19 protein-coding genes and 1 tRNA gene are annotated in these 22668 nt (G+C 59.2%); 8 read left to right on the top strand and 12 right to left on the bottom strand.

Features of this window, described 5'->3' with window-relative positions; genetic code table 11:
* The first annotated feature begins 161 nt into the window (after positions 1 to 161).
* Positions 162 to 332, top strand: a complete 171-nt coding sequence (locus LKK40_RS06845) for a hypothetical protein (RefSeq protein ID WP_304310006.1) — start codon at positions 162 to 164, stop codon at positions 330 to 332.
* Here the strand turns inward: LKK40_RS06845 and LKK40_RS06840 are convergent.
* The 3 genes from LKK40_RS06840 to serS form a co-directional block, all read right to left on the bottom strand.
* On the bottom strand, positions 307 to 1926 hold the full coding sequence (locus tag LKK40_RS06840; protein ID WP_304310005.1) for a helix-turn-helix domain-containing protein: 1620 nt from the start codon (positions 1924 to 1926) through the stop codon (positions 307 to 309). The two genes, LKK40_RS06845 and LKK40_RS06840, sit on opposite strands and share 26 nt — an antisense overlap.
* A gap of 146 nt (positions 1927 to 2072) precedes the next feature.
* Positions 2073 to 2157, bottom strand: a tRNA-Ser gene (locus LKK40_RS06835).
* A gap of 154 nt (positions 2158 to 2311) precedes the next feature.
* The gene (serS, locus tag LKK40_RS06830) at positions 2312 to 3598 is read right to left on the bottom strand and encodes a serine--tRNA ligase (protein ID WP_304310004.1); all 1287 of its coding nucleotides are present in this window, start codon (positions 3596 to 3598) and stop codon (positions 2312 to 2314) included.
* Positions 3599 to 3797: 199 nt separating this feature from the next.
* Between serS and LKK40_RS06825 the strand changes: the two genes are divergently transcribed.
* Complete coding sequence (locus tag LKK40_RS06825) at positions 3798 to 4994, top strand: diacylglycerol/lipid kinase family protein (RefSeq protein WP_304310003.1); 1197 nt, start codon at positions 3798 to 3800, stop codon at positions 4992 to 4994.
* A gap of 215 nt (positions 4995 to 5209) precedes the next feature.
* On the opposite strand, the gene LKK40_RS06820 is transcribed toward LKK40_RS06825, so the two are convergent.
* Together LKK40_RS06820 and LKK40_RS06815 are read right to left on the bottom strand one after the other, a co-directional pair.
* A complete protein-coding gene (locus LKK40_RS06820) occupies positions 5210 to 6046 on the bottom strand; it encodes a PRD domain-containing protein (protein ID WP_273293863.1) in 837 nt (278 codons plus the stop codon).
* 27 nt (positions 6047 to 6073) lie between these two features.
* Complete coding sequence (locus LKK40_RS06815) at positions 6074 to 8233, bottom strand: glucose PTS transporter subunit IIA (protein WP_304310002.1); 2160 nt, start codon at positions 8231 to 8233, stop codon at positions 6074 to 6076.
* A gap of 320 nt (positions 8234 to 8553) precedes the next feature.
* On the opposite strand from LKK40_RS06815, the gene pgm reads away from it, so the two are divergent.
* Complete coding sequence (gene pgm / locus LKK40_RS06810; RefSeq protein WP_304310001.1) at positions 8554 to 10227, top strand: phosphoglucomutase (alpha-D-glucose-1,6-bisphosphate-dependent); 1674 nt, start codon at positions 8554 to 8556, stop codon at positions 10225 to 10227.
* Positions 10228 to 10864: 637 nt separating this feature from the next.
* Complete coding sequence (locus LKK40_RS06805; RefSeq protein ID WP_304310000.1) at positions 10865 to 11740, top strand: ElyC/SanA/YdcF family protein; 876 nt, start codon at positions 10865 to 10867, stop codon at positions 11738 to 11740.
* Between the two features lie 50 nt (positions 11741 to 11790).
* Here the strand turns inward: LKK40_RS06805 and LKK40_RS06800 are convergent, their stop codons facing one another.
* A complete protein-coding gene (locus tag LKK40_RS06800) occupies positions 11791 to 12579 on the bottom strand; it encodes a GntR family transcriptional regulator (RefSeq protein WP_304309999.1) in 789 nt (262 codons plus the stop codon).
* A gap of 181 nt (positions 12580 to 12760) precedes the next feature.
* Between LKK40_RS06800 and deoC the strand changes: the two genes are divergently transcribed.
* The gene (gene deoC, locus LKK40_RS06795; protein ID WP_273194004.1) at positions 12761 to 13492 is read left to right on the top strand and encodes a deoxyribose-phosphate aldolase; all 732 of its coding nucleotides are present in this window, start codon (positions 12761 to 12763) and stop codon (positions 13490 to 13492) included.
* Between the two features lie 314 nt (positions 13493 to 13806).
* Here deoC and LKK40_RS06790 read toward each other — a convergent pair whose 3' ends face one another.
* Together LKK40_RS06790 and LKK40_RS06785 are read right to left on the bottom strand one after the other, a co-directional pair.
* A complete protein-coding gene (locus tag LKK40_RS06790; protein ID WP_304309998.1) occupies positions 13807 to 14016 on the bottom strand; it encodes a helix-turn-helix domain-containing protein in 210 nt (69 codons plus the stop codon).
* Positions 14017 to 14248: 232 nt separating this feature from the next.
* Positions 14249 to 15733 carry an ATP-binding protein gene (locus LKK40_RS06785; protein WP_304309997.1) on the bottom strand — a complete coding sequence of 495 codons (1485 nt, stop codon included), beginning with the start codon at positions 15731 to 15733 and terminating at the stop codon, positions 14249 to 14251.
* Positions 15734 to 16143: 410 nt separating this feature from the next.
* Here LKK40_RS06785 and LKK40_RS06780 point away from each other — a divergent pair, with 410 nt between their 5' ends.
* Together LKK40_RS06780 and rpiA are read left to right on the top strand one after the other, a co-directional pair.
* On the top strand, positions 16144 to 17364 hold the full coding sequence (locus LKK40_RS06780) for a ribonuclease H family protein (RefSeq protein WP_304309996.1): 1221 nt from the start codon (positions 16144 to 16146) through the stop codon (positions 17362 to 17364).
* 102 nt (positions 17365 to 17466) lie between these two features.
* Complete coding sequence (gene rpiA / locus LKK40_RS06775; protein WP_304309995.1) at positions 17467 to 18165, top strand: ribose-5-phosphate isomerase RpiA; 699 nt, start codon at positions 17467 to 17469, stop codon at positions 18163 to 18165.
* A 288-nt stretch (positions 18166 to 18453) separates the two neighbouring features.
* On the opposite strand, the gene tpx is transcribed toward rpiA, so the two are convergent.
* The 3 genes from tpx to LKK40_RS06760 form a co-directional block, all read right to left on the bottom strand.
* Entirely contained in the window at positions 18454 to 18960 is a 507-nt protein-coding gene (tpx, locus tag LKK40_RS06770) for a thiol peroxidase (protein ID WP_304309994.1), read from the bottom strand.
* A gap of 203 nt (positions 18961 to 19163) precedes the next feature.
* Complete coding sequence (locus tag LKK40_RS06765) at positions 19164 to 19253, bottom strand: 30S ribosomal protein bS22 (RefSeq protein WP_003817716.1); 90 nt, start codon at positions 19251 to 19253, stop codon at positions 19164 to 19166.
* A 193-nt stretch (positions 19254 to 19446) separates the two neighbouring features.
* Entirely contained in the window at positions 19447 to 20052 is a 606-nt protein-coding gene (locus LKK40_RS06760; protein ID WP_304309993.1) for a hypothetical protein, read from the bottom strand.
* 170 nt (positions 20053 to 20222) lie between these two features.
* Here LKK40_RS06760 and radA point away from each other — a divergent pair, with 170 nt between their 5' ends.
* Positions 20223 to 21650, top strand: coding sequence for a DNA repair protein RadA (radA, locus tag LKK40_RS06755; RefSeq protein WP_304309992.1), 1428 nt, complete (start codon positions 20223 to 20225; stop codon positions 21648 to 21650).
* 82 nt (positions 21651 to 21732) lie between these two features.
* Here the strand turns inward: radA and LKK40_RS06750 are convergent, their stop codons facing one another.
* Positions 21733 to 22590, bottom strand: coding sequence for an ABC transporter substrate-binding protein (locus LKK40_RS06750; RefSeq protein WP_304309991.1), 858 nt, complete (start codon positions 22588 to 22590; stop codon positions 21733 to 21735).
* Positions 22591 to 22668 lie beyond the last annotated feature (78 nt).

The raw sequence follows: 22668 nt of genomic DNA, 5'->3' as shown, positions 1-22668 counted from the left end.
AATTGGATACGATGTCCTATCAATCACCACCGTAACAAAGCGATTAGGGGGGGGGTGACCTAAAAACGTCTGTATTATCAGCCTTGCGGCGGTTGCTTGCTTCGTTTGGCAAACAGCGCTGCGTTACATGTCAGTGACCCGAATGAAGTTATGAAATTAACATGTTGGTGACAACAACCTTGTTGGTAGCATTATCGGTGACGGCATTCTTGTTGGCAACAATTGTTGGCAGCATTATCGACGCCAACCACATCGCCTGCACCGATATCGACAGCTCGGCCACCAACGATGACAAACGGCAACGACTCAGGCCTGCTCCGCGTCACGAATGAAGGAATAGGCGATCCACAGGCGCACGCGGGCGGACTCGTCGGCGAAGTCCAGCCCTAGCAGCCGTTCCAGCTTCACGACACGGTTCTCCACTGTGTGCCTATGCACCTTCAAACGGCTGGCCGCAGTCCCGATGTTGAAGGAAGCATGCATCAGCTCGCGCAAAGTCGCCATCAACGAGCGACTTTCGGCAGCAGGAACATCCTTCAGCGGCGCGAACAGCTCCTCGGCATACATTTGCGCGAGATCAGGGTCCACCAACTCATGGGGCGTGATGTCCAGCACCGAGTCACGGCTTCCGGCGCGGTGCAGCAGCAGATTCTGCACGGCCTTGTTGAACGCGCCGGGAAAGGAGCGCGGGCCGCGCACTGCGGCATAGCCAGAATCAAGCGCTCCGCTGCCCTCGATCCAGCGTTCGACCGCATCGCAGCCGTCTTTGCTCGTCAGAATCCACAGCCGGTCCTCATATTCGCCGAACACTGATTCAGGGCATGCCGATTCGATCGACATCGTGGCGAAATCCATATCGTTGCTCACACCGAACGGCTCCACGCAGTACAGTCGCGCCGGGTACGACGGTGCCCACTTCCACAGCGGGCCCATGATGGATGCCGCGGACTGCGCCCGGCCCGCCTGCAGCTCCCCCATCGCGATGGCGCGCAGCCTACTTTCGCTGCGGAAGCGTTCGATATGCTGCGGAAGGCTCCACATCAGAGCGTCCGCTGCGGCAACGCCTAGTGATCTGAAAATGTCGCCGTATGAACCGCTTCGAGAAGTGGAAACGACGAGCATGCCGAAGGTGCGGCCTTTCTGCCCTATCAGGCATACGCAATAGCGAATGGCGCCGCTCGCCACGCCGAACAGCGATTTGGCCGCATCCCCGTCATGCTCTTTCTGCTTGCCCATGCGCGCCGCCAGCGTCATGGCCCGCTTGCGCATCGACTGGTTGGAGATGGATATGATGCGCATTTCGGTATCGATGAAGGCAGCCCAGCCCGAGGAGAGCAGCGCCGCCCGATTCACTACGGCCTCGATGGGATTCCTGTCATTCGAGGCTTCGAACAGCTCGCGCTGCGCCGAGTACATGACGCGCTGCACGTTTTCACTCTCTTCGGCCTGGCTGCGGATCACTGTTTTGGCGATCTGCGAGAAATTGATCTCCTCGGGAACCTCGAACAGCAGCATATTATGCTGTTTGACCGCATCGATGCAGGCCTGAGGAATGACCGGGTGCTTCATCCTGACGCCGAAGCCGATTGCCATGACGCCAGCCCGACTCAGGCTGGATACGTAATGCATCCACAGCTCGTCGTAGGCCTCCTTGGCACTCTCGGCGTCCTTGAACGAGGACGACAGCCGGAGCTTGCGTCGATCACGCCGCAGCAACGACAGATCGTTAGCATTGCTCATGTCTTCCAGCGGAAAGTTGGTCGAGCACGTCAGCAGCACCTCGCCGGGTTCCGAGAATTCAGCGGCATTGACCACGTCGGTGGCATGCACCCACACGATGCTTTCCGTGCCGTTGCACCCGCCGTCGTGAACGAGGCGGAGCTTGAGTTCCGGCACGGCAAGCAGCTGACCAATGGTAATCGACATACCCGTATGGTCGCACGCCCAGATGTCGAACGGTTGTCGTGGGCATTGCGCAGGGGCTTCCGGCTACTGGCGTAATCAACTCAATCCACCACAACAATGACAAATGTCCCGCGACATGCATGACACATGCCGCAAGACATCGATTGCGGACAGGGCGGGATTCGAACCCGCGGTGGATTGCTCCACAACGGTTTTCAAGACCGTCTCCTTCGGCCGCTCGGACACCTGTCCATTGTGCTTCGCACGCGAGGCACAAGCTGTAACTATAACCGACGAAACCGACATCGGGCTAGGCCGAAGACGAAGACGCAAGCGCGACTCACGAGGTCAGGCCGCGTCCCGACTCTGCGATGCCGAGTCGAAAGTCGCCATCAGGCAACTTGTCTCACGCCTCCCACGCCCTCGGCTCGATAACCTCGCGGCCACCCATGTACGAGCGCATCGCGGCAGGAATCTCAATCGAGCCGTCGGCCTGCTGGTGGTTCTCCATGATCGCGACAAGCCAGCGCGTGGTAGCCAGCGTGCCGTTCAGCGTGGACACCGAACGGGTCGAGCCGTCCTCAAGCCGTTCGCGGATATTCAAGCGCCGCGCCTGATATTCCGTGCAGTTCGAGGTGGAGGTCAGCTCGCGGTAGCGGCCTTGCGTCGGCACCCACGCTTCGTTGTCGAACTTGCGGGCCGCAGAAGAGCCCAAGTCGCCGGCAGCAGTGTCAATGGTGCGGTAAGGCACTTCGACCTTGTGCAGCATCTCCTCCTCCATCGCGAGCAGGCGCATGTGCATGTCGCGCGAGTCCTCCTGCTTGCAGTAGACGAACATCTCGACCTTGTCGAACTGGTGCACGCGGATGATACCGCTCGTGTCCTTGCCCGCAGCCCCGGCCTCGCGCCGGTAGCAGCTCGACCAGCCTGCGTAGCGCAGCGGGCCGTTGCTCAGGTCGAGAATCTCGTTCTCGTGCATGCCGGCGAGCGCCACTTCGGATGTGCCGACCAAATACTGGTCGTCGGGGTCGCGAAGCCGGTAGATCTCATCGGCGTGCGAATTGAGGAAGCCGGTTCCGGCCATGATCTCCGGGCGCACCAGCGTCGGCGTGATGGTCAGCGTGAAGCCCTCGGACTCAGCCTGGTCGACGGCCATCGTCAGCATGGCGATCTGCAGGCGCGCAACCGCGCCGCGCAGGAAGTAGAAGCGCGAACCGGAGACCTTCGCGCCTCGGCGCATATCGATGCCGGCCACACCGAGCCCCAGCGCCAAGTGATCCTTCGGCTCGAAGCCTTCGGCCGCGAAATCACGGATATCGCCGACCTTCTTGACCACGACGTAATCATCTTCGCCGCCTTCGGGCGCCTCCGGCTCGACGACGTTCGACAGCTTCCACATCGCATTCGTGTAGGCCTCGGCCGCCTCGTCGGATGCCGTCTTGTACTGCGACACGCTTGCGGACAGTTCCTTGGTACGCGCGATGAGCGCCGCCTTCTCGTCGCCCTTGGCTGCGGCGACCTTGCGACCGAGCGCCTTCTGCTCGGCGCGCGCGGCCTCGAACTCCTTGAGCGAGGCCCGCCGTGACTCGTCAGCCCCCAGCACTTCGTCCACAAGCTCCACGGATTCCCCGCGTTTGCGTTGTGACTCCTTCACTATATCGGCATGATCGCGTATGAATTGGATATCAAGCATGGCTCCCAGAGTAATGCCGCAAGCCGACACGCGGCGCGGAGCACCACGCCGTAGGCTCGATGCCACGCTCGGCACCGCACGCCCGACGCCACGTCTGCACCACGCAAGTTCGCGCCAGTTCGCGCGTGTTCGTGCAGGAATCGTTGACGTCACTATTCGCGCAGAGCGTTTTGCGCGATGCAAGCGCACAATAAAAGGTATGTCCACCACTGCGCTCATCGTCATCGCCAGCATCGCCGCCGTTATCGTCCTCATCGTCGCGGCGATACTTGGCATACGGGCGTATCGGCGGCATCGCGTCACGCAGGCCGTCGAGCAGCGTGACAAGGATCGGGTGCATTACGCCTTCATCATCAATCCTTCCAAGCCGCAGGCCGCCGAGCTGCGCCAGCATATTCAGGAGTTTTGCGAACGCAAGAAGCTCATGCAGGTCGAGTTCATCGACACGCAGCTCGACAAGGATGGGCGAGCCTGCGGACTCGAGGCGCTGGAACATGGCGCTGATGTGCTTATCGCGGTCGGCGGCGACGGCACGGTGCGCACGGTGGCGAGCGTGGTATCCGGCACCGAGCACACGCTGGGCATCATTCCTATCGGCACCGGCAATTTGTTCGCCCGCAATATGGGCATTCCGATTGACGACGTCGAGGCGGCGCTCACCGTAGCCACGTCGCATGGCTCCCAGCAAGTCGATATGGGCCGACTCACGATGCTCGACCGCCCCGAAGACGAACGTGAGCACGCGTTTCTGATCATTGCCGGCATCGGCTTTGACGCGCTGATGATCGACGACACCAACCCGGAGCTGAAGAAGAGCATCAGCTGGCTGGCCTATTTCGTCGGCGCTGTCCGGCATCTGTTCTCGCCCAAGTACCGAGGCACCATCACAATGACCGGCGCGGACGGGGAGATTCACAGTTCCAAAAGCGTGGCCTTCCGCACATTCATGGCAGGCAATTGTGGGCAGATACCCGTAGTCTCGCTGATGCCCGAAGCCGTATACGACGATGGTCTGCTTGATTTCGAGCTGATCGACACCTCGGGCGGCATCATCGGCTGGGCGAATCTCTTCGGAGATGTACTGCATCAGACCGTAGTGGGCAAGCCCGGGCAAAGCCCGCTTTCGACCAATTCAACGCTCGACCAGATTCAGGGCATCAGCGCTGAAATCGAGCTGGAGCGCAAAGCCCTTGCGCAGGTCGATGGCGATATCGTGGGCGAAACCAAGCGCATCCGCTTCGATGTGGATCGCAAGGCTCTGCGCGTGCGCGTGCCGCAGCTTGAAGGGCAGGAAGCAGACAGCGCAGACGACAGCGCAGGCGGCGCAGAGGGCAGTATCGGCGTGTCAGACGAAACAGCAGATTCGTCGCCACAAGAATTTGCTGTGGCCAAGTAGCCGATCGTCGCGCACCTACCGCATTCCCGCCTTACCCTGCTGCAATGCGTGTAACTAGGACTGTTGTCACGCAAATCGGCCTGTTTGCGTGACAAGAGTCCGAGAAACCCGCAATCCTAGTAGAAACGTCACGCAAAACAGCCCATATGCGTGGACAGTACGAGAAGACTATCCGGTTGCACGCAATCGGTGCGTGCTAGCCAGCAGCACGCAAGTCAGCTCACATCGGCCGCGACGCGGGCCACATGCAGGGTCAAATATGCGACTTCATCGTCGGTAAGCCCTGCATTCAGCCGTAATTCGATAACCGCGGCGATTCTCCACGCGCAGGCAGCCGCATCCGAATACGCCTGGCGGATTGAGGTGACGATCGGCGTCGGCTCGTTGGCGAGCTGCCGATTCTGGCTGATGCGCACAAAAAGATATCGTAGATGCGTAATGAAACGGCCAACACTCACGCTGTGCTGGTCGATGGTGATGCCATAGGTCTGTTCGACTATGGAAAGAATCTGCTGGATGACGCCGGTCATCTTGTAGGTATAGGACAGATCGCCTGTCGAGAATCCGGCGTTGACCAGATGCATCGCGAACGCCACGGCCTCTTCCTGAGGCAGCGCATCGCCCAGATGCTCGTTGAGTTCGGCCAGCAGCCGCTCGCCCAGCGTATATTCGCGCACGTAGAGCGAACGCACCTCGGCTTGCAGCGGATAGGCGACGCTGGTGCCGTCGTGGGCGCGACGCAGCGCATATGCCACATGGTCGGCCAAGGCCATGACCAGCGTCGGCTGGGTCTCGCATTGCTCGGCGAGGCCGACGGCGGTCATGGCATCGGTGACCAGATGTATGACTTCGGGCGGAATCTCGGAGAGCAGCTCTGCGAGATGGTCCGGATCGCGCCCGTCGGAGGGAACGAAGGTCCTGGTCACTTTCGCGTTGTCGATCCGCTGTCCGGGGTGGGCTTTGAAGCCCAGTCCCCGACCGGTGAGGATCACCACGCCGTCGCCACGTTTGGCAAGGACGACGTTGTTGTTGAACACGCGAAGTATCTCCAAGGACCTTCCTTCCAACCGCTGTGCGTGTTAGCGCACGATATCCAGCACAGGATCGCCCGCTTGGACGTCCTTGCCCGGCTGCGGGGTGACGCTGCCGAGTTCAGCGGTGTTCAGCACGGTGACGAGCGTCGTGGTGCTGAATCCTGCCTTCGTGACCTTATCAAAGTCCACGGTCGCCAACGTATCGCCCGCGTTAACGCTCTGGCCCTTCGCTACGGCGACGTTGAATCCGTCACCGTTCATCTTGACCGTATCGATGCCGACGTGCACCAGCACCTCGACGCCATCAGCGGTTGCGATGCCGAAGGCGTGGCCGGTCTCGGCCACAGTCTGCAGCGTGCCCGACACCGGGGCGACGATGGTCGAGGCCGCCGGCTGCACGCCGACGCCTTCGCCAAGGGCCCTGGACGCGAACACCGGATCGCCAGCGTCATCCAAGGAGATGACATGGCCTGCGACCGGGGAGCCAACGACAGTCGTCTTCACCGCGGTTGCAGTGGAGGTTGCAGCCGCAGTCGCGACGGCAGGAGCAGCAGCGACAGCCGGAGCCGGAGCGGCAGCAGCGACGGAGCCCTCTCCGGCAGCCTCAGCAGCCAAGGTGGCCTTGAGGGCTTCCTTCTGCTCAGGAGTACGGTAATCGAAGATGATGATGCCGAACATCGCGACGAAGAACGCCACTGCGATGGAAACCGCATAGACCCAGACCTGGCTGAAGATCGGGATGGTCAGCAGCGAGGTGAAGGCGAAGGCGTTCGCGGTCACGCCGTGGACTGCAGCGCCCTTGACAACGGAGGGGAAGAGCCAGCCGAGGATGGCGATGGTCACGCCGCCGGCCGCGCAGCCGGGGAGCATGCGGCTGTAGATCTTCTTGAAGCGAAGATGGATGCCGTAGAGGCTAGGTTCGGACACGCCGCCAAGCAGGCCGGCGAGCAGTGCGCCGAGGGAGACCTCGCGCATTTCCTTGTCCTTGTCGCGGATGGAGAGGTACAGCACACCGGCGGTGGCGCCGAAGCATGCGAAGTTCCATGTGCCCATCGGGCCCTGGATGAAATCGTAGCCGAGCGTGTTGAGGTTCAGCAGCATCAGGGCGTTCAGCGGCCAATGCAGGCCGAGCGGCACGAGGAACGGATAGAGCATCGGGATGATGATTGCGAGCACGAATGGCACGTACTTGTTCAGGAATGCCAGACCGATGCCGAGGTAGTTGCCAGCGAAGACGCCAAGCGGGCCGATGAGGTACGCGGTCAGCGCACCGACGATCACCATGCACAGGAAGGGCACGAAGACGATCTGCACGCTCTCGGGGATGATCTTGTTCAGGCCCTTGTAGACCAGCGCCAGCACGGCAGCCATGAGCAGCGGGACGAACACGTTGCCGCTGTAGTCGTTGAGCACCATCGGCAGGCCGAAGACCTTGGCCGTGCACATCTGAGTGCCCAGCGCCTGGTTCGGCACGCAGGTGACGGCGTCATGCCATCCCTGCAGAGACGTAAGGTCCACGCCGCGAATAGCCGAAACGGCCTTGAGACCGACGCCGTGGCCCTTCTCATCGAACATGCTCATGAACTGCGGGGTCATGAGCATGCCCATGATGGCACCGCCGAGCCAAGGATCGACCTTGAGCTTCTTGGATGCGTTGTAGGCGATCATGATGGGCAGGAAGTAGAACACACCCTTCCAGATAGCCTCCACGAACACCAGGCCCGTAGTAGCCTCGGACCCGCTGATGACGTGAATCGAGATGAGCAGGTTCACCAATGCGATGATCAGCGACGCGCCGAGCAGCACGCCGAGGATCGGGCGGAAGGAATCGGCCAGATACTCGAAGAAGGAGTTCACCCATCCGTTCTTGCTCTTGCCCTTGGCATGGGCTTCGGCCTTGACGTCGGCATTCGACATGCTTTCATCGGCCTCGACGGTGCCTTGGGCGCGTCCTGCCATCTCCGGCAGCGCGATAACCTCTTCGTACACCGTGGCCACTGCGCCACCAATGACGACCTGATAGCGATCACCGGCCTGCGGAACCGCTCCTAGCACGCCCTTGATGCTCTCCATGCGCTTCTGATCGACCTTGCCGGCATCGAACAGCTCGAAACGCAGTCGTGTGGCGCAGTGCGTCAGCGTCTTTACGTTGTCCGCGCCGCCGATTGCGGAGATGATCTCCGACGCTCGTGTTGAGTTAGCCATCATTGCCTCCTTTTCTCTTGTCTATAGACCTTGACTTGCTTGCAGTGCAAGGGCCGTAACAACTAAAGACCTGAGATATGCGGCACGTATGCCTCCGCTATCTCAGGTCTTGCGTCTTCATTGCGACTTGCAACCCTGCAATTAAATCGACACCAGCGTACGACCTCGGTCGCAAGAAGTCAAAGCGTTTGCATGTCGCGGGAAGTAAGGACGTCATAAGGATGTCACACGAGTGTCGGGAAGGCGAAAATCAGGATACGCGACGCTTAATTATCTGCAATTGTTCCCAATAAGGCGCGGCGTCGTGGCACAATGGTGGCATGGTTGCAAAAAATGCGGGCATGCCCGCCACCCCAGCTGATCTAATCAATGTTGATGAAGTCGTCGGCAAGTATTACGACTGCATCCCCGACCCCGCGAACCCCGAGCAGCGTGTCTCCTTCGGCACCTCCGGGCACCGCGGCTCCTCGCTGAAGACCTCCTTCAACGAAGCCCATATCGTTGCCATCTCCCAGGCCATCGCCGAATACCGCAAGGCCGCCGGCGTCACCGGACCGCTGTACATCGGCCGCGACACGCATGCGCTTTCCGACCCGGCGCAGAAAACCGCTATCGAAGTGCTGGTCGCCAACGGCGTGCATGTGCGCATCGACTCACGCGACGACGTCGTGCCGACCCCGGTGATCTCGCAGGCCATTCTGACCCACAATCGTGCGCAGGACGGCACGCAGCGCTTCACCGGCGAAGGCCTGGCTGATGGCATCGTCGTCACCCCGTCGCACAACCCGCCCACCGACGGCGGCTTCAAGTACGATCCCGTCACCGGCGGCCCTGCTCCGGCCGACGTGACCGAGCGCATCGCCAACCGCGCCAACGAGCTGCTGGGCGACTACCAGTCGGTCAAGCGCGTGCCGTACGAGCAGGCCATCGCTTCCGATCTGGTCGAGCGTTTCGATTACCGCGATCACTATGTGTCCGACCTGGGCGATGTCATCGACTTCGATGTGATTCGCTCCTCCGGCGTGCGCCTGGGCATCGACCCGCTGGGCGGCGCTTCGGTGAACTACTGGCCGCTTATCAACGAAAAATACGATCTGAACATCGGCGTGATCCGCCCCGAGGTCGACCCGACCTGGCGCTTCATGACCATCGACCACGACGGCAAGATCCGCATCGACCCCAGCTCCCCCTATGCCATGAAGGGCCTGGTGGACGAGCTGAACGCCGGCGCGTGGGACAAGTACGATCTGGTCGGCGGCACCGACCCAGATGCGGACCGCCACGGCATCGTGTGCCCGAACTGGGGCGTCATGAACCCGAACCACTACATCGCCGTCTGCGTCGAGTACCTGTTCAGCGGCAATCGCCCGGACTGGCCCAAGGGCGCCGGCATCGGCAAGACTCTGGTCTCGTCGAGCCTCATCGACCGCGTCGCCGCGTCGATCGGCGCAAAGCTGGTCGAAGTGCCGGTCGGCTTCAAGTGGTTCGTGGATCCGCTGTTCTCCGGCGAAGTCGCCTTCGGCGGCGAGGAGAGCTCCGGCATGAGCTTCCTGCGCAAGGACGGCCACGTGTGGACGACCGACAAGGACGGGCTTATTCCGGACCTGTTGGCGGCCGAAATCACCGCGCGCACCGGCAAGAACCCGGCGCAGCTGCATCAGGCGCAGGTCGAGCGCTTCGGCGAAAGCTGGTACAAGCGCGTCGACACGCCGACCACGCTTGAGCAGAAGCAGAAGTTCGCAGGTCTCAACGGCGATGACGTGACCGCCACCACGCTGGCCGGCGAGGACATCACCGCCAAACTGACTGTAGCGTCTGGCAACAACGCCCCCATCGGCGGCCTCAAGGTCACGACCAAGGACAACTGGTTCGCCGCCCGCCCCTCCGGCACCGAGAACATCTACAAGGTCTACGCCGAGTCCTTCGAATCCCCCGAGGCACTCGACAAGGTCCTCGAAGAGGCCACCGTGGTCGTGGACAAGGCGCTTGCGTAACTGCTAGCTGCTGAGCCGTAAAGCGGAAAGCCCTGTGGGCTTTCCGTAGCCGAGGCGTTAAGAGGCGGCATAGTGCGCCGTCGAATAGCCGAGGGCGAAGCCGCTCCGTATCGAGCGGCGCAGCAAATGCAAATGGCGAAGCCCCTTAATTGCGGTTCCGAGGTGAGCGACCGCCAAGGTCGCGAAGAAGTTAACCTTCTCGGCAAAGAGGCGGTGTGACTGTCACTCTCGACAGCCACACCGCCTCTTTTTGCAATTTGTACCCTTGCTCCTTGCATTCCTTCCAATCCTTCCGCTCGTTCCTCTGCTCATCCCCCGCCCCACACGCTCTGCCGTTTTACTCTCCTCATACGTCACAATTCCCGCACTAATACGGCCCCAGTGCGGGCGTTGTGACGTATAAACCCGTTCAAACGGCGCAATTCCCGCGCAAGCCTCGTAATCATGCGGGAATCGTGACGTCTCCCCGCCGTCAAACATCACAACTCCCGCATACCCCTCACTATCATGCGGGAATTGTGACGTATAAACGACGCATCAACATAGCCTTTGTACGGTAGAAATCAGCGGACAGAAGGCGACTCGCGCCGGTTTGATTTACCCTGATGACATGGCAGCGTCATACGACACATTCACCTTGGACCAGGCAATGAACACACTCAGCCGTTTTTGTGGGCCTCGCGATATCGACAGGCTTTCACATACGCAACTTCACACTGCTTTTGGCTTCGATCAGGCCGACATCATGGTGCTATTCGGCGGCAGCATCGTCGTAGGCGGCGACGTGCTTGCCGAAGGTATCACGAAGCATATGGCGCGCAACTACATTATCGTCGGCGGCGCAGGGCATACGACCGAGGCCCTGCGAGCGACCATGCGCGAACTCTTTCCTCACGTCGAAACGGACAGATTGCCTGAGGCTCGAATATTTCAGAATTATCTCAGTCAGCGATACGGCATACATGCCGATTGGTTGGAAATCGAATCGACGAATTGCGGCAATAACATCACATATCTGCTTGATTTGTTGGAACGCGAGCACGTCGCGCACGATTCCATGATTCTGGTCCAAGATGCCACCATGCAGCGCAGGATGGCTGCCGGAATGAAGAAATTTGCGCCCGATGCCGCGATAGTGAATTACGCCGCATACGAGGCGACTGTAATTGGGCAGAACACCATTCCTGATGCGGACATTCCTCGTGCAGGCATTTGCAGCATGGACGTCTCTAGCGTAGATATTCCCAAGGCGAGTTCCCCCAACGCAGATTTGCCCGATGCAAGTGGGCTCACCTTCACTCAGGCCATTCCGGGAATGTGGAATATGTCCAAATACGCGGAACTGTTATTAGGGGAAATTGAGCGGCTGGTCGACAGCCCCAATGGATACGGACCGAACGGCAAGAATTACATCGCGCATATCGATGTTCCCAGCGCAGTGCTGCGTGCTGCGCAATGCATAAAACGATCCGGCATCAGCGTGCCTCGTGCGGCGAACCCTCAATTCGCGTAAGCGCAACGACTGCTGCAAAGAAGCCACACCAGAATCAGCAGCATAGATTCTCAGCCCATGTCGAATATCTTCTCGAAATGGACCTCGTCGCTGTCAGTCGAAACTTTGAATCGATGTTTGGAGGCTGGCTCGATGATGATTGATATCTCGAACACCCGGTTTCTGGTGTCCATCGAAGCCCGGTGTATGCGGAAGGCCGGCGAGCCTATCGGTACATCGAGCTGCTGCGCCTCGGTCTCGTCCAGACAGACCGCGTCGTAGATTTCCTCGCATCGCGCTGGCAAGGCATTGGATTGCTCGGTGATTCGCGAATATAGCGAGTGCTCGAGATCCTGCTCGCTGAGTTTCGGGCATAGCAGCGTGGGAACAAAAGAAGTAGTCAACAGCACAGGACTGCCGTCTGCCAAACGAACGCGTCGTATCCGCCATACATTCGCGCCTTTGGCAATATGCAGGTTCTGAGCGATTGACGCCGATGACTTGATGGTACGAAATTCCAGCACCCGAGACGAAGGCGTCATCTTCAAAGCTCTAATCTCGGAAGAGAAGTTCAGCGACCTGGTGATGCTCGCCTGCCCTGACTGGCGTGATACGAATGTTCCCAAGCCCCGGCGCCGTCGCACATGGCCAGCGTCCACAAGATCCTTGAAGCACCGCCTCACCGTCGCACGCGACAGCCCGAAAGTCTTCACCAGACTCTCTTCCGTGGGAAGCGGCACGTTTTCGTCAAGGGCTCCTGTCGCGATGAGCTGTAGGATGCGGCGTTCAAGCTGAGCATACAGCGGTTCGTCGGAAGTCGAGTCCAGCGGTTCTTGAAATGCGGCGGCGATGTTGTTCACAGAACATCATCATACGACATATTTGCTCTATATGTACCGTACAAATAAGTTTACTGAATCGAATACAGAATTTTCCTGCACAACGTATTCTATCCTTTAAATAGCTCAAAAGAGCGGTACATTACATACAAATGTACTGATTTCAATGTCTGAAATCGACCGAATTACACGAAAGGAACCAATGATGGAAACCACGAAGAAAGCTGCTCAGATGTCCGAGCGGGAGCTTGCCCGCTATATCGATCAATCTGTGCTGAAGCCGGAATTTACGGTTGCCGAAATCAAGAAGTGGACTCAGGAAGGCATTGATTACGGATGCAAGACCATCTGTATCAATCCTTCATCGATGGCTATCGTGGCACCGATGATCAAGGGTACCGACACCGGCCTGTGTGTCGTATGCGACTTCCCGTTCGGTCTGGCTACGACGCACGGCAAGGCACTCCTGGCCGAGGAATACTGCGCACAGTATGACATCGAAGACCTCGATATCGTAGCTAACTACGGCTGGCTGCGTTCCGGGCTGCACAGCGAAGTCGTCGAAGACCTCAAGCCAGTGGTCGAAGTCTGCCATACGCATGGCACCAACGTGAAGGTTATCATCGAGACCGACTCCCTGACGATCGATCAGATCAAGGACGGCACACGCTGCGCCGTCGAGGCAGGTGCCGATTTCATCAAATCATCAACTGGCTTCTTCACAGGCGGCAAAAGCGTCGGCGCAACAGTCGAGGTCGTCAAAGCCATGCAGGATGCTGCAGACGGGCAAATCAAGGTGAAAGGTTCCGGCGCCATCCGCACCAAGGAACATTTCTACGAACTGATTGACATGGGTATCGACCGCATGGGTGTCGGTTACAAGTCGACCCCTGTCGTGCTCGGCATGAGCGCGGAAGAGGCAAAAAATCTCTGATAGTGAGCTGAGCCTGTGGGATTTCGTTGTTGCGGGCTGTTGCGCATAGCTTCATTGCTATGAGCTGCTTACGACATTCCCAACGACTTCGCCATTATGGACATCTTGGCGGTTCTGGGTGCCTGATTCATCCATAACTGTCAAGAAAACCCTTGCGATCGGTTATTCTGACGTGCTGTCTGCCGCTACAACACAACCTATTGGAAGTGTTGCGCACTCCAATGTAGCGGCGGGCAGCATTTTTCATGGGCATTGCAGCACTCATACGCAAGGCTCCGATTAAGACTCCATCCATCAAGACCTTCAGCATGCGCTCAGTCATCGTTAATCTCCACGTGCATTCCCAAGACTTGGGAGACCATCAGCACCTTGCGGAAATCAAATGAGGCCTTCCCCGTTCCCACCTTTGCCAGCCAGCTACGCGACACCCGCGCCTTGTCGGCGAGCTGCTGCTGCGTCAAACCGATTTTTTCTCGCCTTGACTGAAAGACCAAACCTGCGTCGTACATGGTTCTGATTCGCATGAGGAAAGTCTCGCCCTCGATAAATGTGTATATTCGTATACTTTTCCCATTGTGCACGAACGTATACAAATGGTAAACGCGCAGCGCCGACGTATGAAAAGTAATGTTTCGACAGCCGCTAGCGTCGCTTTTTGTACGGTAAGACGAAGCTGACGTGCAAAAAGCGACGTTTTGAAGGTCAATTCCGTTACGTTTCATACGTTAGGGTCGCGTTAGCGGGCAAAAGACAACGTTATACCGTCTGGTAAGTTTGGTGCCTGCTTCGCGGCTTATCGGGAACGCCAAGCCGTAGCCGTCCCTCTGCTACCAACGGCAGCACATAGTTGTTCATCGTATATGGGACTCCTGCCAGTGCAAGGAAATCAGTAATTTCCTGGCGCGTACGAGGAATGCGGCAAAACTCAAGGAGAGCGCTTCGCCGCTCGCTCTTCAGCATTCGCTTTCGTTTCACAGTGCTCGTCGTATCGTGCACATCCACCGCAGTGGTCTTCTCACTCGTTTTCAGTCGAAGCGTGGCTCGGAACTCACCCCGCGCATTCTCGAAAACAGGATCAGGCAACCCATGCTCGGCAGTCAGCCGCCGCACCGTCGGTATTCCCGAATAGCGGTTTTCCGTCAATCCCAGTATTTCCATCGCATTCGCAATAACGGGATTGCGTGTGTCCGGCTGAATCTTGCCCAATTGGTCAACAGACAAACGGCCATACAACCCACCAGGGTTGGTGACAGTCAGCCGGTCGTCGAAAATCTGCAACTGGATCGGCATGCCCTGCGTATGAATGCTGTAGTCACGGTGGATGAGCGCGTTGAGGATCAGCTCTCTGACCGCCTCAATCGGATACTGCGGCACATCGGTCCTTTCGCCTGTGCTCTCCGATATCTTCGTAGTGACACGTATGTTTTTACGCACAAAGGCGACGGCCCCACTCAACTGGTCGCCAAGCGTCCCTTCCAAGCGGGCATTATCGATGAAACGCTCCGCGTCTGTGCCGACATCTCCGGCCCGTACACCGGGAATGCGCGTCGCGATGATGCCAAGCTGCGGGAAGAAGGCCTGCGGATACAAAGAGAACAGTATGACGCCAGCAAGCGTGGGCTTCCCTTCGCGCACGACGCTCATCAAGTCGAGAATTTTCGCCTCGCTCAGACCAGCCAAATGGGGCCGACCCTCTTTCAGAGCCAGCTCATAGCGCAGCAGGCTGTCGCGATCCAGATCCTCTATTTCGGCACGTTCGACGACACGAAGCTCGTCCTCATACTTTCTGCGAAACGCCTCGTAGCTATATATCTCGTATTCGGTCATCAGTTCGTCGGCATCCCCCACACGCACATACGAGCCTTTATATCGACCTCTCCCCTCGTAGAAGCACGGCCGATCCGCGACATCCTGCGCCGGTATTTCAGCGCTGACCACATGCCTGCCAGCTATGCTGCAATCAGTGAATACGGCACGCACCTTCGGATGCATCTGGTTGCACTGCTCCCCCACATGCTTCATCAGATCCTGCACATCATAGACCCCAACGACTTCGAAGCCTCGGCTTTCATCGATACCGAACAGGAGAATCCCGCCGTCATTCTGATTCGAGAAACTCGACAAGGTGTCATACAACCGCGTAGGGCAACCTTCATGCGCCGCCTTCAGTTCGATCATCTGCGACTCCGCATGTCTCTCCTGGACCTCTTCCACGAGATTTCTCAGCTCAAGTTCAAGCACGATAACCTCCCTTTACTTGTCTACTTTCCCTAGGACTTTCTCCACTTATATATACTTTATATCTATATAACTTTATATAGTATACATTTTTATATGTGATATATACAAGAATATACACTTTAGTTATTCGAAAATATATAATTATATAAAATAATACTATATAAATGCTGGCCTGTGGTTTAATCAAACTTGTTTGTGTATATTTCTGCGGCAGACCACAATCCTCGGTTTTCCCCCGTCACTCGTACTGTGGTCTGCATGACAATCACCGTATCGACCGATGGCAGCGCACTCGGCAACCTTGACGCTGAGCTGTTAAGCAGACAGTCCAGTGGACTGTCTGTAAGCGAAGTGAGCAGCCGCCAAGGCTGCGAAGGGGCCGTTGGGGTTGCCGGACATTGGAGTGCACAATGACAATCACCGTATCAACCGATGGCAGCGCACTCGGCAACCCCAACGGCCCTATGGGCTGGGCGTGGGCCGACCACAACACGGACCCGGCTCTTGGCGACGAGCACCGGCACGATGGCGACTGCGATGCGGGCGGCGCAACGAATGGCACCAACCAGATTGGCGAGCTGTGCGCGGTTTTGGAAGCGCTGCGCGCTCACCCCGGTTCCGAAGACCTTGTGATCGAAACCGACTCGCAGTATGCCATCAATTGCTCGACCAAGTGGGTGCATGGCTGGAAGAAGAACGGCTGGAAGAACTCGCAGAAGAAACCGGTGAAAAACGCGCCGCTCATCAAGGCCATCGACGCCGAACTGTCCAAGCGCTCCGGCTCCGTACGCTTCAAGTGGGTCAAGGGTCATGCCGGCAACGCAGGCAACGAAAAAGTCGATGACCTAGCGCACACGTATTCCGGCGACGCCCGCAGCGGGGTCAAGGACGGCTACTTGCCTTTGGAGGGCTGGCAGTCGCTGCTGGCCTCCGACTACGCCAAAGGCGTCGATATCCCTGCCGATGCGCAGATGCTGCTGGATGGCAAGATCACCTCCGAGGAATATCATCTGGGGCGCGGCATGACATCATCCGCAAATGGTGATGGATACTCCGAGAACAATGACGACGGCAGCCGGCACGAAACCGTCTCCGCCACCGTCCCCACCTCTGCCTCCACATCCTCGCGCCATAAACCATCACTGGAAGAGCTGCTTGCCGAGTCCGAAGGGGTACCGGACTTGCCGTCACACGCCCAGAAGGCAAATGGCAAGAAGGGAAATAGCAGCCCAGCACAGACCGTGGAATCGCCAACCAACACGCCAACAAGCACAGTCGCAAACGCTAATCAAGACCACGCTCACAGCATCGATTCGGCAGATAATGACTGGGTCGATACCAATGCAGCAGACGATGGTGCGGCGGAAGCTCACGTCGACGAGCACGTCTCGCATACGGCACATGCCGACGAGCCTGCACCGCAAGCAGACGCACCAGCCATCTCGGCGAACCACAATCAGCCCACAGGTCTGACGCTTTCCGGCACGCTGCGCTTCACTCCCCCGCCGTCGAGCAGCGCGACCTACGACGGCCGAGCGCGCTTCATCCGAGGCACCGTCACCGTCGAAGGATATGTCGAAGGCGATGGCACCATTGTGCTACGTAATGCGCCGTTCGCGGTCGATATGTGACAAGCCACCTGTGCCGAACTATGCATTTAACGGCGCAGCGGATAGGATGGAACCGACTTCTGACCAGACTTCACGAAGTTACGTTTCCACCGAAGGAGCATTATGGACAAGGCACAGCAGGATGCGCTCAAGAAGGCAGCCGGCATCGAAGCAGCCAAACTGATCGACAATGGCATGATCGCCGGACTGGGAACCGGCTCGACCGTGCGATTCCTCGTGGACGAGCTTGGCCGCCGCGTCGAGGAGGAGGGGCTCGAGTTCACCGGGGTCACCACCTCGCGCCGCACGCAGGAGCAGGCAGAGGGCTACGGCATCCGCATCGTCAACATCGATGACGTGGATCATATCGACGTCACCATTGACGGCGCCGACGAGGTCGACAAGAACTTCAACGGCATCAAAGGCGGCGGCGCGGCGCTGCTGTGGGAGAAGATCGTAGCGACGAACTCCAACAAGATCGTGTGGATCGTCGACGAATCCAAGGTCGTGGACACCATCGGCAAGTTCCCGCTGCCGGTCGAGGTCATCCCCTTCGGCGCAGGGCAGGTCGTCAGGCGCTTCGAAGCCAAGGGCTACAAGCCGGTGCTGCGGCTGGACGCCGACGGCAAGCCGGTGCGCACCGACGAGAACAACTACGTGGTCGACCTGCATCTCGAACGCATCGAGCACCCGGAGGACCTGGCCGAGGACCTCATCACGACGGTCGGCGTGGTCGAGCACGGGCTGTTCCTCAATATGGTCGATCAGGTCATCGTCGGCGACCCCAACGGTCCCCGCGTGCTGACCAACGCCAATAAGTAGGCGCAAACCCGCAGTAGCGCCGCGCGAAAAGGCAATGCGTGAATACCGGCGCATAGATGCATGATGCTGCTCACACGGCTCCAGTGACTTGGAGTTCCGGTGACTTGATAAGCCAGCAATTCTGGAGCAGCATACGACAGAGATACCGGGCATAACAGGCATAGCAAAGGCGGCTGCCTTCCTATTCATCAGGAAGGCAGCCGCCTTTGTGCATATATACGATTCGCGAAGCTCAGTGTCGCACCGCGCCGTCACCAGCGCAGTGCGTGCAATCCCACGTAGTTCAGCTCAGTCCAGCGCGGTCACCGCAGCGCGCGCAGCGTCATAGTCGGGTTCGTCGTGGATTTCGGGCACCTGCTGGGTATAAGCCACTTTGCCGTCGCGGTCGGCGACCACGATGGAGCGGGACAGCAGTCCTTCGAGTGCGCCGTCCGTCATAGTCACGCCATAGTCCTCGCCGAACGACGAGCGGAATGCGGAGGCGACGACCACGTTCTTGATGCCTTCGGCACCGCAGAAACGGGCCTGCGCGAAGGGCAGATCCTTCGACACGCACACCACCACAGTATCGTCAAGCTCGTCGGCGATGGTATTGAAGCGCCGCACGGATGCGGAGCAGACGTCGGTATCGATCGACGGGAAGATGTTGAGGACAATCTTCTTGCCCGCGAAGGACGCGGAATCGACCTTACCGAGTTCCGTGTCAACAAGGGTGAAAACCGGCAGCGTGGAGCCGGTTTCAGGAAGCGTGCCAATGGTCTGTACGGGGTCTCCCCCCAAATTTATCTGTGCCATACCCCTATGATGGCACACCAACGACGGATGCGCCAGAAGGAACGATAATTCCGGTGAAAGCGAAAGGGCCTGAATCCGAGCGAATCGGATTCAGGCCCTATCCCCATGTGACTGTTGTGGCCACTCGGCTGCTAACAGCAGATTATCGGAGTAGGCCATGCGGCTTGAGGGGTTACGCTATCGCAAGCGTACGCAGCGTACTACTACTTACGCTGGTGACGAGTCTTACGCAGCATTTTGCGGTGCTTCTTCTTGCTCATCCGCTTGCGGCGCTTCTTGATGACGGAACCCATCTGAAGCCTCCAATCCTTGACTATAAGTGTGCAACTTGCCCAATACTACACTGCTTGGGCGACTTTGGCACCCCGTGTGGTGCGCGATTCCTCAGTCATGCCATTCGTGCGCCCGAGACGCACACGAATGCGCGGATATGGCAGCCGCAGCAGCCTGTCCGCAACGGTCACAGCAATCAAGCGGTCACAGCGGTCACAGCGGGAATTTCTGGTAGAAGCGCTCGACCGAATCCTTCGGCCCGACGGCTTGGAACACCACGGTGTCATTCTGCCAGAGCGCCACGGCGTTCTTCGCATTGGCAGAATCGGCCTTGACCGAGTAGCTGCCGGTGACATTGCCGGAGACCTTCACGCTGCCCGTGCCAAGCTCCTGGCCGGTCATGGCCGCCGCCAGCGCGTCGTATTGGCCCTTGGCGCCATCAGCGCCCGACCACTGCGCCACGATGACCCTGATATCCTGCGCCACGTTGCCCGTCGAATAGGTCAGCGTGTACTCCTCGATAGGCGAGGCGCCGGTCCAGCTCGCACTGGGCACGGCTTCGGTTCGCGCGAAGTTCAGCACGCTGTCGGGCATGGCCTTCAGCAGTTGGCTCGCGTCCCCTGGCAGCGGCTTCGCCTTGATGCTTGGCGTCGTCGGAGCCTCGGTGCTCTTTGGACTCGCGGCGGAGACACTCGTCTTGTTCAAAGCCCAGCCGGGCCAGATGAACGCCGAGAGCAACGCCAAGACGATGACCAGCGCGGCCGCGACGACGACCGCGATAAGACGGCCGTGAGAAGAGGAGGATTCACTTTTCGACATGGCTCCGATTATCGCACAGCGGATTGACTCGACCCTGCACGAGGCCCGCTATTGGTAAAGAGTGCGCACGGCAAATATGTGGCGGCGCGCGACGTGCGGCAATGTCATCCGATATTCAGCTTGGCGACGGCAATCCGGCGATGTCTGGAAACTTCGCTAGCGTCAGGGACATGGCGAAAAGCGCAACGCAATACGTATGCACGGAATGTGGCTGGAATGGGCCGAAATGGTACGGCCGCTGTCCCCAGTGCGGTCAGTGGGGCACCGTCGAGGAGTTCCACGAGGCCCGGCCGGCCGCTGCCACACGCACGGCGGCTCCGGGGCGCACTTCACGAACGCTGGCAAATCGAGCCGTCGACCTTGGCGCCACGCCAATCACCAAGGTCGATACCCGCAATGTGCAGCGCATTCCGACCGGTTTCGGCGAATTCGACCGTGTGCTCGGCGGCGGCATCGTCCCCGGATCGGTCGTGCTGGTGGCCGGCGAGCCCGGCATCGGCAAGTCAACGCTGCTGCTGGAAACGGCAGGGCATATCGCGCGTTACGTGGCGCGCGGCCAGTCACCCAAATCTGTGCTGTATATCTCAGGCGAGGAATCGCAGGCCCAGGTCAGGATGCGGGCCTCGCGTATCGACGCAGTCGAAGAGAATCTGCTGCTAGCCTCCACCACTGACCTGTCCACCGCGCTCGGCCTGATCGAGCAGGAGAAGCCGGCGCTGGTCATCGTCGATTCGGCGCAGACCATCGTCTCGCAGGAAGTCGACGGCATCGCTGGCGGCTCGACGCAGGTGCGCGAAGTCGCCAGCGCTTTGATCGACAGCGCGAAAACGATGGATATTCCGGTGTTTCTGGTGGGTCATGTGACCAAGGACGGCTCGATTGCCGGCCCGCGCACGCTGGAACACGTCGTGGACGTCGTCTGCCAGTTCGAGGGCGACGCGCAAACTGCGCTGCGTATGCTGAGGGCTGTGAAGAACCGCTTCGGGCCGACCGACGAGGTCGGCTGCTTCGATATGAGCGGCGACGGCATCGAGGAGGTGAGCGACCCTTCCGGACTGTTTTTGTCGACTTCGGACCAGCCGACCGAGGGCACCTGCGTCACGTTCACGCTGGACGGGCATCGCAGCTTGCCCATCGAAGTGCAGGCGCTGGTGACCGCGACCGCGCTGCCCTCGCCCCGGCGCGCCACCAACGGCATCGACTCGAACCGCTTGGCGATGCTCATCGCCGTGCTCTATAAACATGGTCATGTGAATCTTCTGGCCAAGGACGTCTACGTTTCGACCATCGCCGGCGGCTTGGCGAAAGAGCCGGCCTGTGACCTGGCTATCGTCTCCGCACTGGCGAGCGCCGCCTCGTCACGCCCGATTGCACGCACCACCTGCGCAATCGGCGAAATCTCGCTGACCGGACAGGTGCGCCCCATCCCCCGCCTCGCACATCGCCTGGCCGAAGCGGCGCGGCTGGGATTCACCACAGCAGTGGTGCCCCCGATGCGCCAGCGCTCCGGCTCAGCCGCCGCACCCGCCGGGCTGCGCGTGGTCGAAGTGACCTCGCTGCGCGATGCGCTGGAGGCTCTAGGCGTGTCGGCACGATAAGACTTCGCCAAGGGACCGAACGAAGAACGATGTCCCTTGCATCATCGCGGCCCGCAGACGAAATAAAGCCGCGCTGCGATCGTCAGTTGAGCTTGTTGTCGGCAAGCCACGCCTTGGCGATGACGGATGGCGATTCCTGCTTGACGGTGCTGCGCACATTGAGGGAGATCAGACTCGTCGGCGTGAGCTTCGCGCTCACCGCATTGATCGTGGGAGCCACCTTGCCGGCAATGCTCTTGTTCACCAGCGGCACCACGTTCGAGGCGAGAATCAGCGCTTTGGGATCCTTCAGCACCACCAGGTTGCGGGTCTGAATATTGGGGTCGGCCGTGAACACATCGGCGACGTTGATGGTCCCCGCCGCTAGGTCCTCGACCGTCGTCTGCCCGGTCGCGGAGAAGTCGACGGAGATGCCGTAGGTCTTCTTCAGCCCTTGCGGCCCATATGGCCTGTCTGCAAGCTCGGGCTGCCCGCCGAGAGTAAGCTTTTCGCTCACTTTCGCCAGATCGGCGATCGAGCTGAGCTGATATTTGTCAGCGAAGGCCTTGGTGACCGTATAGGAATCCTGATCAGTGGCCGAAGCCTGATCAAGCACGGTGAGACTGCTTGGCAGAGCCTTCTTCAGCGCCGCGTAGACTGCTTCTGAAGAACTCACTGCGGCCTTGCTGTCGACATATTGCAGCAGATTGCCGGTGTATTCGGGGAACAGGCTGATCGCGCCGCTTTTCACCTGGGGCATGTATGCATCGCGCTGACCGATATTGAACTGACGTTTGACGCTGAAGCCCTTGCCTTCAAGTGCCTGAGCATAGATTTCCGCAATGATTTCGTTGGAATAGTAGGCTTGCGATCCGATGACGACCGTGTCGGATGAAGCGGCAGCGCCGGAACTGGAGCCGGAAAGCGGATTGCCGGAGCCGCACCCGGCCAGAATGAGCATGGCTGAAACTATGGCAGCAGCCAAAACCGTACGCAAACTGTGAAAACGTTGATGAAGCATGATTCTCTTCTCTCTGTA

Origin of the sequence: Bifidobacterium tibiigranuli, assembly GCF_022655035.1 — a bacterium.
GTDB classification, from domain to species: Bacteria; Actinomycetota; Actinomycetes; order Actinomycetales; family Bifidobacteriaceae; genus Bifidobacterium; species Bifidobacterium tibiigranuli_A.
This window is presented reverse-complemented; position numbering and strand designations above follow the sequence as displayed.